The organism is Pseudomonas sp. AC252 (assembly GCF_979258105.1).
Genome location: NZ_OZ409837.1, coordinates 3,709,374 through 3,724,676, shown reverse-complemented (window position 1 = coordinate 3,724,676; position 15,303 = coordinate 3,709,374). Strand labels below are relative to the sequence as shown.

General features: G+C 62.3%; 14 protein-coding genes, 1 pseudogene and 1 riboswitch. Of the genes and pseudogenes, 4 read left to right on the top strand and 11 right to left on the bottom strand.

Annotation, left to right across the window (positions count from 1 at the left end):
- Positions 1 to 43: 43 nt before the first annotated feature.
- Genes ACZZZ4_RS17025 through cobO form a run of 6 tightly spaced genes read right to left on the bottom strand, consistent with a single transcriptional unit; the run spans position 44 to position 6,019 of the window.
- Positions 44 to 1,495 (bottom strand): cobyric acid synthase, encoded by a 1,452-nt coding sequence (locus tag ACZZZ4_RS17025; RefSeq protein WP_463548276.1) that lies wholly within the window; start codon positions 1,493 to 1,495, stop codon positions 44 to 46.
- The gene (cobD, locus tag ACZZZ4_RS17020) at positions 1,492 to 2,484 is read right to left on the bottom strand and encodes a threonine-phosphate decarboxylase CobD (protein ID WP_122698957.1); all 993 of its coding nucleotides are present in this window, start codon (positions 2,482 to 2,484) and stop codon (positions 1,492 to 1,494) included. The genes ACZZZ4_RS17025 and cobD overlap by 4 nt, the downstream gene beginning before the upstream one ends.
- Positions 2,477 to 3,385 (bottom strand): adenosylcobinamide-phosphate synthase CbiB, encoded by a 909-nt coding sequence (gene cbiB, locus ACZZZ4_RS17015; protein ID WP_463548275.1) that lies wholly within the window; start codon positions 3,383 to 3,385, stop codon positions 2,477 to 2,479. The genes cobD and cbiB overlap by 8 nt, the downstream gene beginning before the upstream one ends.
- A complete protein-coding gene (gene bluB, locus ACZZZ4_RS17010; RefSeq protein WP_463548274.1) occupies positions 3,382 to 4,032 on the bottom strand; it encodes a 5,6-dimethylbenzimidazole synthase in 651 nt (216 codons plus the stop codon). The genes cbiB and bluB overlap by 4 nt, the downstream gene beginning before the upstream one ends.
- Positions 4,029 to 5,411, bottom strand: coding sequence for a cobyrinate a,c-diamide synthase (locus tag ACZZZ4_RS17005; protein ID WP_415763283.1), 1,383 nt, complete (start codon positions 5,409 to 5,411; stop codon positions 4,029 to 4,031). The genes bluB and ACZZZ4_RS17005 overlap by 4 nt, the downstream gene beginning before the upstream one ends.
- Entirely contained in the window at positions 5,408 to 6,019 is a 612-nt protein-coding gene (gene cobO / locus ACZZZ4_RS17000) for a cob(I)yrinic acid a,c-diamide adenosyltransferase (protein WP_463548273.1), read from the bottom strand. The genes ACZZZ4_RS17005 and cobO overlap by 4 nt, the downstream gene beginning before the upstream one ends.
- Before the next feature lie 81 nt (positions 6,020 to 6,100).
- Positions 6,101 to 6,329, bottom strand: a riboswitch (cobalamin riboswitch).
- Between the two features lie 163 nt (positions 6,330 to 6,492).
- Here cobO and ACZZZ4_RS16995 point away from each other — a divergent pair.
- The gene (locus tag ACZZZ4_RS16995; RefSeq protein ID WP_039763683.1) at positions 6,493 to 7,077 is read left to right on the top strand and encodes a hypothetical protein; all 585 of its coding nucleotides are present in this window, start codon (positions 6,493 to 6,495) and stop codon (positions 7,075 to 7,077) included.
- Positions 7,078 to 7,143: 66 nt separating this feature from the next.
- Positions 7,144 to 8,457 (top strand): PQQ-dependent sugar dehydrogenase, encoded by a 1,314-nt coding sequence (locus ACZZZ4_RS16990; RefSeq protein WP_463548272.1) that lies wholly within the window; start codon positions 7,144 to 7,146, stop codon positions 8,455 to 8,457.
- A 127-nt stretch (positions 8,458 to 8,584) separates the two neighbouring features.
- Here ACZZZ4_RS16990 and ACZZZ4_RS16985 read toward each other — a convergent pair whose 3' ends face one another.
- The 5 genes and pseudogenes from ACZZZ4_RS16985 to ACZZZ4_RS16965 all read right to left on the bottom strand — a co-directional run bounded on the left by ACZZZ4_RS16985 (position 8,585) and on the right by ACZZZ4_RS16965 (position 13,219).
- Complete coding sequence (locus ACZZZ4_RS16985; RefSeq protein ID WP_310407153.1) at positions 8,585 to 9,121, bottom strand: C40 family peptidase; 537 nt, start codon at positions 9,119 to 9,121, stop codon at positions 8,585 to 8,587.
- A 214-nt stretch (positions 9,122 to 9,335) separates the two neighbouring features.
- Complete coding sequence (locus tag ACZZZ4_RS16980; protein ID WP_463548271.1) at positions 9,336 to 9,953, bottom strand: C40 family peptidase; 618 nt, start codon at positions 9,951 to 9,953, stop codon at positions 9,336 to 9,338.
- Positions 9,954 to 10,144: 191 nt separating this feature from the next.
- On the bottom strand, positions 10,145 to 10,849 hold the full coding sequence (gene hda, locus ACZZZ4_RS16975; RefSeq protein WP_007919828.1) for a DnaA regulatory inactivator Hda: 705 nt from the start codon (positions 10,847 to 10,849) through the stop codon (positions 10,145 to 10,147).
- 204 nt (positions 10,850 to 11,053) lie between these two features.
- Positions 11,054 to 12,126, bottom strand: a pseudogene (locus tag ACZZZ4_RS16970) (AI-2E family transporter).
- 34 nt (positions 12,127 to 12,160) lie between these two features.
- A complete protein-coding gene (locus ACZZZ4_RS16965) occupies positions 12,161 to 13,219 on the bottom strand; it encodes a DUF2066 domain-containing protein (RefSeq protein ID WP_129999266.1) in 1,059 nt (352 codons plus the stop codon).
- Between the two features lie 373 nt (positions 13,220 to 13,592).
- On the opposite strand from ACZZZ4_RS16965, the gene purM reads away from it, so the two are divergent.
- Positions 13,593 to 14,651: a phosphoribosylformylglycinamidine cyclo-ligase gene (purM, locus tag ACZZZ4_RS16960; protein WP_039763675.1), complete on the top strand. Its 1,059-nt coding sequence runs from the start codon at positions 13,593 to 13,595 to the stop codon at positions 14,649 to 14,651.
- Complete coding sequence (purN, locus tag ACZZZ4_RS16955) at positions 14,651 to 15,301, top strand: phosphoribosylglycinamide formyltransferase (RefSeq protein WP_463548270.1); 651 nt, start codon at positions 14,651 to 14,653, stop codon at positions 15,299 to 15,301. The genes purM and purN overlap by 1 nt, the downstream gene beginning before the upstream one ends.
- The last annotated feature ends 2 nt before the right edge of the window (positions 15,302 to 15,303 follow it).

Sequence of the window (15,303 nt, the reverse complement as noted above, 5' to 3'; positions counted from 1 at the left end):
CTGTGAGAGCGAGCCTGCTCGCGAAGAGACCAGCCCAGACAACTCAAATCCCGCAGAGCTGACGCAACAGCCCGGTGTCCAGATGCTTCTCCACCAGATCAGCCAGTCGCTCGATATCGCGCTCGCGCAAGCCGTGGTAATCGACCTCTTGCACATCACTCAAGCCCGCCCAGCGCAGCAACGCCTCGCTCGCCTCGGGAGATTCGAACAAGCCGTGCAGATAGGTGCCGAACAACTGGCCATCGGCACTCTGCGCACCATCGCAACGACCGTCATCCAGATGCACCGCGGGATTTTCCAGCGCCGGCCCGGTGGTTACGCCAGCATGGATTTCATAACCGCTGACTGCGGCGTTTTCCAGCGCCAGCCGCCCGCGCACGTTGCGCAGTTGCTTCTCGGCTTCAAGTTGCGTTTCGAACGTCAGCAGACCCAGGCCGGCACTGGAGCCGGCAGCGCCCTCAAGCCCAAGCGGGTCGTGCACCTGCTCGCCGAGCATCTGCAGACCGCCGCAAATCCCCAGCACCTTGCCGCCGTAGCGCAGATGTCGATTGATTGCTGCGTCCCAACCGTTGGCGCGCAGATAAGCCAGATCGCTGCGCACGCTTTTCGAGCCTGGCAGGATAATCAGGTCGGCGGCGGGAATCGCCCGGCCCGGGCCAACAAATTGCAGATCCACCTGCGGATGCAGACGCAGCGGGTCGAAGTCGGTGTGGTTGCTGATGCGCGGCAGCACCGGCACCACCACTTTCAACACCTGCTCGGCCTTGTCGGTTTGGCGATGGTCGATGCCGTCCTCGGCTTCAAGGTGCAGGTCCATCACGTAGGGCAACACGCCAACCACCGGTTTGCCGGTGCGCTGCTCCAGCCAGTCGAGGCCCGGTTGCAGCAAGGCAATATCGCCGCGAAAACGGTTGATGATGAAGCCTTTGACCCGCGCCTGCTCACTCGGCGAAAGCAATTCCAGCGTGCCAACCAGATGCGCAAACACGCCACCGCGATTGATGTCGGCGATCAGCACAACCGGGCAATCCACCGCTTCGGCAAAGCCCATGTTGGCAATATCGCCGGCGCGCAGATTGATCTCCGCCGGCGAACCGGCGCCTTCGACCATGACCAGCGGATACGCAGCGCTGAGTCGCTCGTGCGAGGCGAGCACCGCTTGCATCGCGATGGCCTTGTAATCGTGATAGGCGACGGCGTTCATCGTCGTCACCGCGCGGCCATGAATGATCACTTGCGCGCCGGTGTCGCTGTTGGGTTTGAGCAGCACCGGGTTCATGTCGGTGTGCGGCTCGAGACCGGCCGCTTGCGCCTGTACTGCCTGCGCGCGGCCGATCTCGCCGCCGTCAGCGGTCACTGCGCTGTTGAGCGCCATGTTCTGCGGTTTGAACGGCACCACCGCCACGCCCTGGCGGGTGGCCCAGCGGCACAACGCCGTCACCAAAGTGCTTTTGCCGGCATCGGACGTGGTGCCTTGCACCATCAGAGTGGTCATGGATTGTCCTTGGTGAAAGCTTGCAAAGCCTGTTCGAGGCGCAGCGCTTGCGCGGCATCGGCAGGCAGGCCGAAACGCACACTGCTGTTATGGCTGAACAGGCGCAGGAGGATGCCGCGTCGGGCGAGGAATTCGTGCAGCGCTTCGGCGTGCTCGGTGATCAGCCACTGAAACAGCGCGCAGCCACCCTGCGGTGCAAAACCGCAACGGGTCAGCAGCGCCGCCAGCCGTTCGCTCGCTTCATCGCTGCGGATCCGCTGACGGGTGTGACCCTCGGTGTCTTGCAGGCACGCCGTACCGAGCACCCGCGTCGGCCCGCTCACCGCCCACGGCCCGACCTGTTCGGCGAGCAGTTTGAGCAACTTGCGCTCGGCCAGAACGAAACCGAGGCGCACCCCGGCCAGGCCGAAAAACTTGCCGAACGAACGCAACACCACCAGCCCGACCTGATGGGCATAGGGCGCCAGGCTCAGTTGCGGCGTGTTGTCCATGAACGCTTCATCGACCACCAGCCAGCCGCCGCGTTGCGCCAGCCGCGCATGCCAGTCGAGCAGGCGCGCCGGGGTCAGGCTCAGGCCGGTCGGGTTATTCGGATTGACCACCACCAGCACATCGAGACTGTCGAGAAAGAACTCGACTTCCTGCTCGAGCACTTCACGGACGATGTAACCGCTGCGCCGCCAGGCTTCGGCATGCTCGGCATAGCACGGCGACAACACGCCGACCTTTCCAGCCCGGCGCAAACGCGGCAGCAGCTGGATGGCCATTTGCGAGCCGGCGACCGGTAGCACCTGCGCGGCGCCGTAATAATCGCAGGCCGCCTGTTCCAGACCGTCGTCGGTTTCCGGCAAGCGCGCCCAGGCGCGCAGCGGAATCTCCGGAATCGGGAACGGCCAGGGCGCGAGGCCGCTGGACAGGTCAAGCCAGTCAGCTTCGGCAATCCCGTAATCGAGTGCAGCCTTGCGCAGCCGGCCACCGTGCTCAAGCATAAAATTCCGCCCCCAGGCAAAGCATCAGCAGCCACAACCATACGCCGCGCTGGACCAATTGCCAGCCACGGTCGATGGATTCGGCATCGGCCGGCGCACCTTCGCCCAGTTGCGGGCGCTCATGCAGTTCGCCGTGATAGATCGCCGGGCCACCCAACTCGACGCCCAGCGCACCGGCACCAGCTGCCATCACCGGGCCGGCGTTGGGGCTGTCCCACTTTGGCGCCTGGGTGCGCCAGCACTTCAGTGCGAGTCGGGTTTTGCCGAGCAGCGCGTAGGTCAATGCCACCAGACGCGCAGGAATGTAGTTCAATACGTCGTCGATTTTCGCCGCGGCCCAGCCGAAACGTTCGAAGCGTTCGTTGCGATAACCCCACATCGCATCGAGGGTATTGCTCAGGCGATACATGACCACGCCCGGCGCACCGGCGACGACAAACCAGAACAGCGCGGCAAACACCGCATCGCTGCCGTTCTCCAATACCGATTCGGTGGCGGCGCGGGCCACAGCGTTGCTGTCCAGTTCATCGGTCTGGCGGCTGACCAGATAGCCAACACGCTTGCGCGCCTCGTCCACATCATCGGCGCGCAACGCCGCCGCGACCGGCGCAACATGTTCGCCGAGGCTGCGCATGCCGAGGGCGCAATACAGCGCGAGAATCTCGACGATCCAGCCCACATACGGCGCCCAGGAAAATGCCGTGGCGAGCAAGGTCAGCGGCAGCACCGCGAGCACCCATGCGGTCACACCATGGCTGCGCCAGCCGCGACCGCCGGCGTTGAAGCGTTGCTCGATGCGCCCGGCCAAATTGCCGAACGCCACCAGCGGATGCCAGCGTTTCGGTTCACCGAGCAGCGCATCCAGCGCTACCGCAGCGACACTCAGCAACGCCACACTCATTGACTCACTCCCCAATAATTTTCGTACAGCAACTCGTTCAGCTGCCGCGCCTTGGCCCAGCCTTCGAGCACCAGCATCGGCGCCGGATAGAATTCCTTGACCGGGCCCAGACACAACACCGCCAGCGGCTTGGCACCGGTCGGCAACTTGAGCAAATCCGCCAAGGCTTGCGGCTCGAACAGCGAGACCCAGCCCATGCCCAGACCTTCAGCGCGGGAGGCCAGCCACAGATTCTGGATCGCGCAGGACAGCGAAGCCATGTCCATTTCCGGCAACGTGCGCCGACCGAAAATGTGTTTTTCGCGATCGTCCATCAGCGCCGCGACCAGCACCTCAGCGCAGTCGTTGATGCCTTCGACCTTGAGCTGCATGAACTCATCGCTGCGCTCGCCAAGGGCTTCGGCGGTGCGGATGCGCTCTTCTTCCACCAGATCGCGGATCTGCCCGCGCAAGGCACGATCGCTGATGCGGATGAAGCGCCAGGGCTGCATCAGGCCGACGCTTGGGGCCTGGTGGGCGGCTTCCAATAAACGTCGCAGCAGCTGCGGCTCGACGCTGCCACCGGTGAAGTGGCGCATGTCGCGGCGTTCGGCGATGGCCTTGTAGACCGCTGCGCGTTCGGCTGCGGAGAATGTGTTGTCGGTCATGGGCCTTTCGCGAGCAGGCTCGCTCCCACAGGGTTCAGGTGATCCATTGTGGGAGCGAGCCTGCTCGCGAAGGCGGCCTCACGGTCTGGCGCAAACAATGCAGCAATCGCAGTCGGATTCGACGGAAAATAAAAGTGCACATAGGAAGCTGTCATCCGCCCCTCGCGATAAACCGCCTCAGCGCCGCGCCCGCCATTGGGGCTCAACCCCCGGGCAATCGGCGTCAGCTCGGTGGTGGTCAGCGAATGGTGATACGTGTGCCCTCGCAAAGAACCTTCCGGCAACTCAACCGCCTGCAACGCCAATGCCGCCAGACGCTTCTGCATCACCGCATCACCTTTCAACAAACCGACCAGCTCAGCACGGGTGCCTTCCACGTCGGTCAGCGAATCCAGCAGATAAAGCATGCCGCCACACTCGGCGAGCAACGGCTTGCCCGCTGCGTGATGCGCGCGGATGGCTGCAAGCATCGAGGTGTTCTGCGCCAGCGCGACGTGATGCAGCTCTGGATAGCCGCCCGGCAAATACAGGCTGTCCGCGTCGGGCAATTGCGTGTCGCGGATCGGCGAGAAAAAGTGCAGCTCGGCGCCCATCGCCCGCAGCAAATCGAGGCTGGCGCCATAGGTGAAGGCAAACGCTTCATCGCGGGCGACGGCGATGCGCACACCTTTTAATAGAGGCTCGGCTTCGATGACATCAGGCGCGGCGAATTCGACCGCCGGTGGCAGCGCGACTTGGCAACTGCTGGCCAGCGCATCGGCGGCCGCGTCGAGACGCAGATCCAGATCATTCAATTCGCTGGCCTGGACCAGGCCGAGGTGGCGGCTCGGCAATTCGATGCCGGTCTCGCGGGACAGTGCGCCGTACCAGCGCAGACCTTCGGTGAGGCTGCCTTCGAGCAATTGCGCATGGCGCAAGGTGCCGACGCGGTTGGCCAACACGCCAGCGAACGGCAAGTCCGGCTGATACTTCGCCAGGCCCAGCGCCAAGGCACCAAAGGTCTGCGCCATGGCGGTGCCGTCGATCACACCGAGCACCGGCACACCGAAGTGGCGCGCCAGATCAGCGCTGGATGGCGTGCCGTCGAACAGGCCCATCACGCCCTCGATCAGAATCAGCTCGGCCTCGGCGGCAGCTTCCCACAACAAACGGCGACTTTCCTGCTCGCCGACCATCCACATGTCCAGTTGATACACCGGCGCACCGCTGGCGCGCTCGAGGATCATCGGGTCGAGAAAGTCCGGCCCGCACTTGAACACGCGCACCTTGCGACCCTGGTTGCGATGCAAACGGGCGAGCGCTGCGGTGACGGTGGTCTTGCCCTGACCGGAGGCCGGCGCGGCAATCAACACCGCCGGACAGTGACGTGGTTGCTTCAAAGTTCGACGCCTTTCTGCGCTTTGATCCCGGCCTGGAAGGCGTGCTTGAGCATGCCCATCTCGGTGACCGTGTCGCCCATCTCGATCATTTCCGGCTTGGCGCCGCGACCGGTGACCACCACGTGCTGCATCGGCGGACGCGCCTGCAAATCGCTGAGCACCTGATCGAGATCGAGGTAGCCGTGCTTGAGGGCGATGTTCAATTCGTCGAGCACCACCAGACCGATCGAAGGGTCGCGCAACAATTCGCGCGAGACTTCCCAAGCGGCGGTCGCCGCGGCGATGTCACGTTGGCGATCCTGGATTTCCCAGGTGAAGCCTTCGCCCATGACGTGGAAACGCACCTGCTCGGGAAAACGGCGGAAAAACAATTCTTCGCCGGTGCTGTTGCGGCCCTTGATGAACTGCACCACGCCGCACTGCATGCCGTGGCCCATGGCACGGGCGAGCATGCCGAACGCCGAGCTGCTCTTGCCTTTGCCATTGCCGGTCAGCACCAGCACCAGGCCGCACTCGTCGGGCGAGTTGGCGATGCGTTCGTCGATCACGGCTTTCTTGCGCTGCATACGCGCCAGATGGCGTTCGTCACGCTCGGGGGAATCAGTCATGGGGAGCTCTCCGTTGAGGCTGGATAACGGCGGGCAGGCACAAGAATAGACGGCAAAAAGCCTGGCATCGCCCACCGTGATGCCGCTGAGATGGATCAGGCCGGTCTCCGGGCTCATGAGCGGCATCGGCCGGACTGCGCGCCTTCCCGCTTCTTTCGAGGCAGTGGCTCAAGGCGCAGTTTTCACTCATTTACCGTTGCGGGGGCAGCGCCGGGATCGTCGTGGCTTCGCTTGAAGACCACCCTCACCGGCTTCCCTGTTTCACTCTGTCGACGCGGGGCCACAGAGCACCTGAAACAAGCGGCGAAGGTTAGAGGGTTGGGGGTGGAGCGTCAATTGAAGAGGCGCTTCGGGCACGAATAACTGCCGCTGATCAATTGTGCAGCGGCAATCTTGTGCCAGACTGTGACAAGTGATATCAAAGAGCCATGCTTTTTTCCAAAAAGCCCACTACAACAATAAGGATGACGACGATGCAAGGCATGATCATCAGCAACCCGCGCCTGGAATTCCTGCGCCCGGTGCTGGAACGCTGGTTTGACTGTATCGATCGCTACAACACCGTTCGCGGCGACAACGACACGCCGTACTGGCACGACGAAAAAGCCAATCTCGGCCTGCTCGCGGCAGCGGCGTGGATGGCGGAAATGGTCACGCTGAACGACACCGCCACGCGCAAACAGAACGAAGAAGGCGAACGCAATGCCCGCGCCGACCTGCTGATTGCCGGCGCCGAAGACCGCGCGTTCATTCAAGCCACGCAACGCTGGCCACGGGTCAACAACCTCAACCTGACCCAGGCGCTGCTCGACATCACCGTTGATGCCAAACGCATCAGCTACGCCAGCGATCTCAAGCTCGGCTGCCTTTTCGTCGCTCCGCAAAAAGCCCAGCACAGCGCCAGCCCCGAAGAACTGCAGGACATGGTCGACGACCTGCAAAAGGAGCACACCTGCGCGGTAGCCTGGTATTTCCCCTACGCCTACCGCAAATTGCACAGCGACACGGGCAATTATCATCCGGGCATCGCCATGCTGTTCAAGGAAGCCCGCGGCTGAGCAGTTGAACCATCGGGCCTGCGCCCTCCTCTATGTTTAGGAATGCATTCATAGGGAAGATCAGCAATGCGCAAGGCCCAACTCGCTCTTATCATCGCCGTCGCTGGCGGGCTCGCCGCCTGCGGTGAAACCTCCAGCCTGCAAGTCTCCGACGGCACCGGCCCGTCGCCGAAACTGCCCGAACCGAACAAGACGCTGATCCCGACAGTCAACATCGCCCCGGCGGTGGGCTGGCCGGAGGGTGCGAAACCGACGGCAGTCGCCGGTACTCAAGTCGCGGCGTTTGCCGAAGGCCTCGATCACCCGCGCTGGCTCTATGTGCTGCCCAACGGCGATGTGCTGGTGGCGGAAACCAACGCGCCGCCCAAGCCTGACGACAGCAAAGGCATTCGCGGCTGGGTAATGAAGAAAGTCATGGGCAAGGCCGGCGCTGGGGTGCCGAGCCCGAACCGCATCACCCTGCTGCGTGACGCCGACCACGATGGCGTCGCCGAAACCCGCACGGTGTTTCTGCAGAACCTCAATTCGCCATTCGGCATGACGCTGGTCGGCAACGATCTGTACGTAGCCGACACCGATCGCCTGCTGCGCTTCAACTACGAGCCGGGTGCCACCGAGATCAAGACCCAACCGATCAAAGTCGTCGACTTGCCCGGCGGCACGTTGAATCACCACTGGACCAAGAACGTCATCGCCAGCAAGGACGGCAGCAAGTTGTACGTCACCGTCGGCTCGAACAGTAACGTCGGCGAAAACGGTCTGGATCAGGAAGAAGGCCGTGCGGCGATTTGGGAAGTGGATCGTGCGACCGGCAATCACCGCATCTTCGCCTCGGGCATCCGCAATCCCAACGGCCTCGCCTGGGAACCCACCAGCGGCGCGCTGTGGACAGCGGTCAACGAGCGTGACGAAATCGGTAGCGACCTGGTGCCGGACTACATCACCTCGGTCAAGGACGGCGGCTTCTATGGCTGGCCCTTCAGCTACTACGGACAACATGTCGATGAGCGGGTCAAACCGCAGAACCTCGATCTGGTGGCCAAGGCCATCGCTCCGGATTACGCCGTCGGCCCGCACACGGCTTCGCTGGGCCTGACCTTCGCCGAGGGCAACAGCCTGCCGGCGCAATTCAAGGAAGGCGCATTCATCGGCCAGCACGGCTCGTGGAACCGCAAACCGCACAGTGGCTACAAAGTGATTTTCGTGCCGTTCACTGGCGGCAAACCGACCGGGCAGCCGGTGGATGTGCTGACCGGTTTCCTCGACAAGGACGAGAACGCGCTGGGCCGCCCGGTGGGCGTGGTGATCGATCAGCAAGGTGGCTTGCTGGTGGCGGATGATGTCGGGAACAAAGTGTGGCGCGTTTCGGCCAGCAAATAAGCTAAGCGCGACGCAAAAAATGTGGGAGCGAGCCTGCTCGCGAAAGCGGTTTATCAGTCAAATCATGGTCGACTGACACTCCGCCTTCGCGAGCAGGCTCGCTCCCACATTTCGTTATGCATTCGAACTATGGGTTATGCGCCAACTGTCCCGGCTGCAACACCCGCTTGGCGCTCAGATACGCCTTCTGCCAATAAGCCTTCGACAGGCTGTCGAGTTTGACCGTGCCGCCCGTGGCAGGCGCATGCACGAAGCGCCCCTCACCCACGTAAATCCCCGCATGGCTGACCTGCGAGCCGCCATTGGTGGCGAAGAAGATCAGGTCGCCGGTCTGCAAGCCTTCCTTGCCCACATTCGGCGCCTGCATGACGATCATTTCGCGGGTCGAGCGCGGCAGCGAGATGCCCGCCGCGTCGCGGTAGACGAAACCGATCAGGCCACTGCAATCAAAACCGGAATCCGGCGTGTTGCCGCCCCAGCGATAAGGCGTACCGACCAGGCCCAAGGCACGGAACAGCACGTCTTCAGCAACAGGGGAAAAAGTCTGCGTAGGTGCGAACACGATTGGCGCGCGAACCACTGGGGCTGGCGGTGGTGTACGACTGGCGCAGGCGCTGAGCAGCGCGGCGCAAAGAATCAAGGTGAGGCGGGCCGACATCGTCATAAGCAGAACATCCTGATCTGGCTGCGGCTTCTCTGCCGAATGGACAGAAACAAAACCGCCTGCGTCATCACGCAGGCGGTTTGCCATCAATATAGATTCAGGATTCTAGCGGCTACGGGGCAAACTTCAAGTAAGACTTTAACTTCACCTTGTAAAGTTTACGTCTACTCCGTTGCCGGGCCGTTTTGTCGCCGCGAACGCAGCGACATCGGGGTTACTTGCGAGCGGTGACCACGGTCGGCGCCATGGCGAGTGCACGCTTGGCTTCGATGAAAGTCTTGCTCCAGTAGCTGTCACCCAGGCTGTCGATGCGAACACCGCCACTGCGACGACTGCTGGAGTGAATGAACTGATTGTCACCCAGGTAGATCCCGGCGTGACTGACACGACCGCGACGACCATTGGTGGCGAAGAACAGCAGATCACCCGGCTCAAGGTTGCTGCGCGAAACCAGCGGCGCATCGACGTTGATCATTTCACGAGTGGAGCGCGGCAGGTTCATGCCCGCCTCTTCGCGGAACAGGTAACCGATGAAACCGCTGCAATCGAAGCCGGCTTCAGAAGTACCGCCGAAACGGTAACGAGTACCGATCAGGGACATGCCGCGTTCGAGGATGCTGTCAGCCAGTACAGGAAGCTGATAAGGCTTGCTGCCGTTGAACTGGTTGAGTTCTTTTTCGGTATCCAGCTCTTCCTGGTAATTAACGGAAGACTGGGCGGTAGCAGAATTCTTGACCTGTTGCGGCGGCTCTTGAACCGGAGAATGAGCAGCACAACCGAATAACAGGGTAACGAGTGCGAGAGGCACGAGGGGTGCGAAGCGCTTTAGCATGGGCACGACCGTGGCTGATAGTTGTAAAGAAGCCGAGACTATGCCCGCTATCGTCCTCATTTGCAAATTCAATCGAACTTTATGTGACTTCCCGGTTTCGCGTTTACATCTAAGCGCTTAACTCGTTTGGCCGGTGAAACGCCGCAGGTACGCGGGTTTTCTGGCGCCTGAAAGCTGGCAAAAGCCCACTACTACCAGCCCAGAGTTTCCTTGAGGAAGGGAATGGTCAGCTTGCGTTGCGCTTGCAGGGACGCCTGATCAAGCTGCTCAAGCAGATCGAACAGCGCGCTCATGCTGCGCGTGCCGCGAGTGAGAATGAAGTGCCCGACTTCATCGGTCAGGTGCAGACCACGACGCGAGGCGCGCAATTGCAGCGCACGCAATTTGTCTTCATCGGAGAGTGGGCGCATCTGGAAGATCAGCGCCAAGGTCAGGCGCGATTTCAGGTCAGCCAGCTTCACTGGCAATTCGCGAGGCGAAGTGGACGCAGCGATGAGCAAGCGCCGACCGCTGTCACGCAGTCGGTTGAACAGATGGAACATCGCCTCTTCCCAGTCAGCCTTGCCGGCAATCACCTGCAAGTCATCCAGGCAAACCAGTTCGTACTGTTCAAGGTTGTCGAGGATTTCCACGCCGCGGTCCATCAACTCGGCCAGCGGCAGATACACCGCCGGTTCACCCATCTGCTCGAAGCGCAGGCACGCCGCCTGCAACAGATGCGTGCGCCCGACGCCGTGCTTGCCCCACAGATAGATCAGGCTCTCCGTCCACCCGGCGTCGGCTTCGCACAGACGCTCGACATAGCCGAGTGCAGCGGCATTGGCGCCTGGGTAGTAGTTGATGAAGGTGGCGTCGTCACGCAGACGCACACCTAGGGGCAGCTGAATCGGTTTCATGCTGACTGAACAGTTCAAAGGAACCGTTAGTGGCCTCTGTGTAAAGTTTGCGAAGTTTATACCCGTGAGGCTGAGCGCACAATGCGACAGACTCCAAGCAAAATCAAAGGTTTGCGTTACCGCAACGGTTTTGTGACAGATTCTCTGGCGCCCTTGCCCGCACGACACGGGCCAGCCCGGCCAAGCGCCGGGCCGCCCGCGCCATTACAGCTCGGGTTCGTCGACGCCGCTGTAGATCTCGGAATCCTTGTACAAGTCGTGGACATGCCGCACCAGCACCATGATCACCGCCGCCACCGGCAGCGCCAGCAGCACGCCGGTGAAACCGAACAATTCGCCGCCCGCCAGAATCGCGAAAATCACCGCCACCGGGTGCAGACCAATACGATCGCCCACCAGCAACGGCGTCAGCACCATGCCCTCCAGCGCCTGTCCGACCATGAATACCGCGACAATCCCGACCATCGGGTAGAGATCGCCACCAAACTGGAACAACCCGGCGATCAGCGCCGCGCCAATGCCGATGACAAAACCCATATACGGCACGATCGCCGCAAGCCCGGCAATCAGCCCGATCAACAGCCCCAGTTCCAGACCGACGATCATCAGGCCAGCGGCGTAAATCACCCCCAGCGCAACCATTACCAGCAACTGCCCGCGCACAAACGCGCCGAGCACTTCGTGGCACTCGCCCGCCAGCGCAACCACGCGCTCTTCGCGATCACGTGGCAGCAGGCTGCGGATCTTGCCCATCATCACGTCCCAGTCGCGCAGCAGGTAAAAGCTCACCACCGGGATCAGCACCAGATTTGCCAGCCAGCCGATCAGTGCCAGGCTCGAGGCCGTCGCCTGACTCAGCACCACGCCAACAATGTCGGTGGTCTGGCCCATGTGCTCGCTGATGGCAGCCTTGACCTTGTCGAACTTCCAGAAGCCGTCCGACAAGCCGAGCTTCGCTTGCGCCCACGGCACAGCGGTGTGCTGCAACCAGTCGAGCATCTGCGGCGCCAACTCGTACAAACGCAGCAACTGCTTGGCGAGCATCGGCACCAGCACCAGCATCAACGCGGTGACGATCAAGGTGAACAGAGCAAACACGGCGATCACCCCCAGGTTCGCGACAAGCCGAGCCGTTCCAGACGATCCACCAGCGGATCGAACAGATAAGCCAGCAACAACGCGACCAGAAACGGCGTGAGGATCGGGTGCAGCAACCACACAAACGCGCAAAGCAGGACCACCCCACCGAGCCAGAACCAACGCCGCGTATCGGCCATTTACCACTCCTGATGCTTCTATATAAGGAAAGACTTACCAGCGAAACCGCAACGACGGTGCCGCCGCTGCCGGGGTTGGCGCTGCAATCGCAGGCGCGCCCTCGACGGCAGGCTGCGCCGGCGCCACTGGAGCCGGTGCTTCGGCAGGCAGCTCCTGCAACTTCGCCAGCGACAATTGCGCGCGCAACTGATCGGCGCTGCCATTGACCCGGTAGATGATGCGATCACCCTGCACGCTTTGCAGACGCACGCCGAACGGTTCGAGTAACCGCAGCAGCGCCGCATAATGCTCCAGATTCATGCCCTGCACTTCCAGAATCTGCTGACCCGATGCGCCGGGCTTGGCGACAAATCGCGGCGCCAGACGCTCGGCCACTGCCAGCATTACGGCATCGGCAACCGCAGCCTGATCGGCGCCCTGCACGCTGCCGGCCTCTTTCTGATCACCGAGCCACAAGCGCCACTTCGCCTGCCACTGCCCGCCCTCTTCCCGGGCATGCACGGCCAACAGGGCGTCAGCGTTGTAGCGGTCCGAAGCACTGCGCAGGGGCGCGGGGTCAGCGCTCTCCAGCGCCGGCGCGGTAGCCACCAATTGCTCGCTGAGATCGGCCAGCGGCAACCGCAGGGGCAACCCACGATGTTGCGCGGCCGTGCGCAAGGTTGCGGCTGCGGCCTGCCCGTCGCCGACCAGACTTGCACCTTCGGTTGAATCGTTCAGCCACCAGCTGAGCATCGACGGCCGACTGGCGCCCCACACCGGCAATCCGGCCCGGCGCAAGGCCTGCTCGGTGGTTGCCGGGTCGAAGTCGACTTTCAGTACTTCCGGTGGCCCCGCGTCGAAACCGAACTGACTGATGATTTGCTGCGGATCCTTGCGAATCGGCGCCAGCCCCGGGTTCTGCGCGGCTTTCGGGTCGCCGGTCAGGCGCAGCACCAAGGTATCGAGCGCCGCCTGCGTGGCGCGATCGCGCTCTTCCGGCGCCTGGCCGCTGACCGGCTGACGCACCTGATACAGGCCTTTGAGGTTTTCGGCATGACTCGCCAGGCTGACCAGTGTCAGGCAGCCCACAAATAACAATTTACAAAAACGCATGGAAAATTCCCGTCGACAGGAGCGGCTGGAACACGCCGCGTGAACCGTTTGAGCAAGGCTGTGACCCCCTGCTCTGGCAAAACATTCACACGGTGGCGGTAAGTTTTTGCACAGTCCTAACGATAGACGGTTAATCGCCACACCTTATACAGGCAGTCATATCCTGCGATTGCAAAAAATTTCCGCCGATATGGCCCTGCCCGTCGGTGCGAGGATGGCCGCTGCCCCTCAAGCCTGATAAAATCGCGCGCCTTCGCAGACCGGCAACAGCCGGGCCCCTCGAAACTCGCGTGAGGCGATCGCCCATCGAGCTCGACGTTCCCGCTGAACTCGGTCGTTACCCCCTGAATCCCCTCCCCTAAAGGCCTGGATCATGAGCAAGCAACCCTCCCTGAGCTACAAGGACGCCGGTGTAGACATCGACGCCGGTGAAGCATTGGTCGAACGCATCAAGAGCGTCGCCAAGCGCACTGCGCGCCCGGAAGTCATGGGCGGCCTGGGCGGTTTCGGCGCCCTCTGCGAAATCCCGGCCGGCTACAAGCAGCCAGTGCTGGTCTCGGGTACCGACGGCGTCGGCACCAAGCTGCGTCTGGCGCTGAACCTGAACAAGCACGACAGCATCGGCATCGACCTGGTCGCCATGTGCGTCAACGATCTGGTGGTGTGCGGCGCTGAGCCGCTGTTCTTCCTCGACTACTACGCCACCGGCAAACTGAATGTCGACACCGCTGCCCAAGTGGTTACCGGCATCGGCGCTGGCTGCGAACTGTCGGGTTGCTCGCTGGTTGGCGGCGAAACCGCTGAAATGCCTGGCATGTACGAAGGCGAAGACTACGACCTGGCCGGCTTCTGCGTCGGCGTGGTGGAAAAGTCGGAAATCATCGACGGCTCGAAAGTCGCCACCGGTGACGCCCTGATCGCCCTGCCATCGTCCGGCCCGCACTCCAACGGTTACTCGCTGATCCGCAAGATCATCGAAGTCTCCGGTGCCGACATCGAGAACACCCAGCTCGACGGCAAACCGCTGACCGACCTGCTGATGGCCCCGACCCGCATCTACGTCAAGCCGCTGCTCAAGCTGATCAAGGACACTGGCGCGGTCAAAGCCATGGCCCACATCACCGGTGGCGGCCTGCTCGACAACATTCCGCGCGTACTGCCAAAAGGCGCTCAGGCTGTGGTTGATGTGGCCAGCTGGACTCGCCCGGCCGTGTTCGACTGGCTGCAAGAGAAAGGCAACGTTGACGAAACCGAGATGCACCGCGTGCTGAACTGCGGCGTCGGCATGGTCATCTGTGTAGCTCAGGAGCACGTTGAAGTGGCCCTGAACACCCTGCGTGACGCTGGCGAGCAGCCTTGGGTCATCGGTCAGATCGCCGTGGCCGCCGAAGGCGCTGCGCAGGTCGAGCTGAAGAACCTCAAGGCCCACTGATGTCAAAGCCCTGTGATGTCGTGGTGCTGTTGTCCGGCACCGGCAGTAACTTGCAGGCTCTGATCGACAGCACGCGGACCGGCGACAGCCCGGCCCGCATCGCTGCGGTGATTTCCAACCGCGCCGACGCCTACGGCCTGCAACGCGCCCGCGACGCGGGTATCGCCACCCGCTCGCTGGATCACAAGACATTCGAGGGCCGCGAGGCCTTCGATGCCGCGCTGATCGAACTGATCGACCAATTCAACCCCCAACTCGTGGTACTGGCCGGCTTCATGCGCATTCTCAGCGCTGATTTCGTGCGCCACTACCAGGGTCGCCTGCTCAACATCCACCCGTCGCTGCTGCCCAAATACAAAGGGTTACACACTCATCAGCGTGCGCTGGAGGCCGGCGATACGGAACATGGCTGCTCCGTGCACTTCGTCACCGAGGAACTCGATGGCGGACCACTGGTCGTACAGGCAGTATTACCGGTAGAGTTGCACGACACGCCGCACAGTCTGGCGCAACGAGTCCACGCTCAGGAACACCTGATCTACCCGATGGCAGTACGCTGGTTTGCCGAAGGCAGGCTGACACTCGGTGACCAAGGTGCTTTACTCGACGGCCAGCTACTCGCCGCCAGCGGCCACTTGATTCGAAACTAGGA

Excerpts from the sequence above, each read along its gene's own strand:
- ACZZZ4_RS17025 (WP_463548276.1), bottom strand. The coding sequence starts at position 1,495 with ATGACCACTCTGATGGTGCAAGGCACCACGTCCGATGCCGGCAAAAGC.
- cobD (WP_122698957.1), bottom strand. The coding sequence starts at position 2,484 with ATGCTTGAGCACGGTGGCCGGCTGCGCAAGGCTGCACTCGATTACGGG.
- cbiB (WP_463548275.1), bottom strand. The coding sequence starts at position 3,385 with ATGAGTGTGGCGTTGCTGAGTGTCGCTGCGGTAGCGCTGGATGCGCTG.
- bluB (WP_463548274.1), bottom strand. The coding sequence starts at position 4,032 with ATGACCGACAACACATTCTCCGCAGCCGAACGCGCAGCGGTCTACAAG.
- cobO (WP_463548273.1), bottom strand. The coding sequence starts at position 6,019 with ATGACTGATTCCCCCGAGCGTGACGAACGCCATCTGGCGCGTATGCAG.
- ACZZZ4_RS16995 (WP_039763683.1), top strand. The coding sequence starts at position 6,493 with ATGCAAGGCATGATCATCAGCAACCCGCGCCTGGAATTCCTGCGCCCG.
- ACZZZ4_RS16990 (WP_463548272.1), top strand. The coding sequence starts at position 7,144 with ATGCGCAAGGCCCAACTCGCTCTTATCATCGCCGTCGCTGGCGGGCTC.
- ACZZZ4_RS16985 (WP_310407153.1), bottom strand. The coding sequence starts at position 9,121 with ATGACGATGTCGGCCCGCCTCACCTTGATTCTTTGCGCCGCGCTGCTC.
- ACZZZ4_RS16980 (WP_463548271.1), bottom strand. The coding sequence starts at position 9,953 with ATGCTAAAGCGCTTCGCACCCCTCGTGCCTCTCGCACTCGTTACCCTG.
- hda (WP_007919828.1), bottom strand. The coding sequence starts at position 10,849 with ATGAAACCGATTCAGCTGCCCCTAGGTGTGCGTCTGCGTGACGACGCC.
- ACZZZ4_RS16965 (WP_129999266.1), bottom strand. The coding sequence starts at position 13,219 with ATGCGTTTTTGTAAATTGTTATTTGTGGGCTGCCTGACACTGGTCAGC.
- purM (WP_039763675.1), top strand. The coding sequence starts at position 13,593 with ATGAGCAAGCAACCCTCCCTGAGCTACAAGGACGCCGGTGTAGACATC.
- purN (WP_463548270.1), top strand. The coding sequence starts at position 14,651 with ATGTCAAAGCCCTGTGATGTCGTGGTGCTGTTGTCCGGCACCGGCAGT.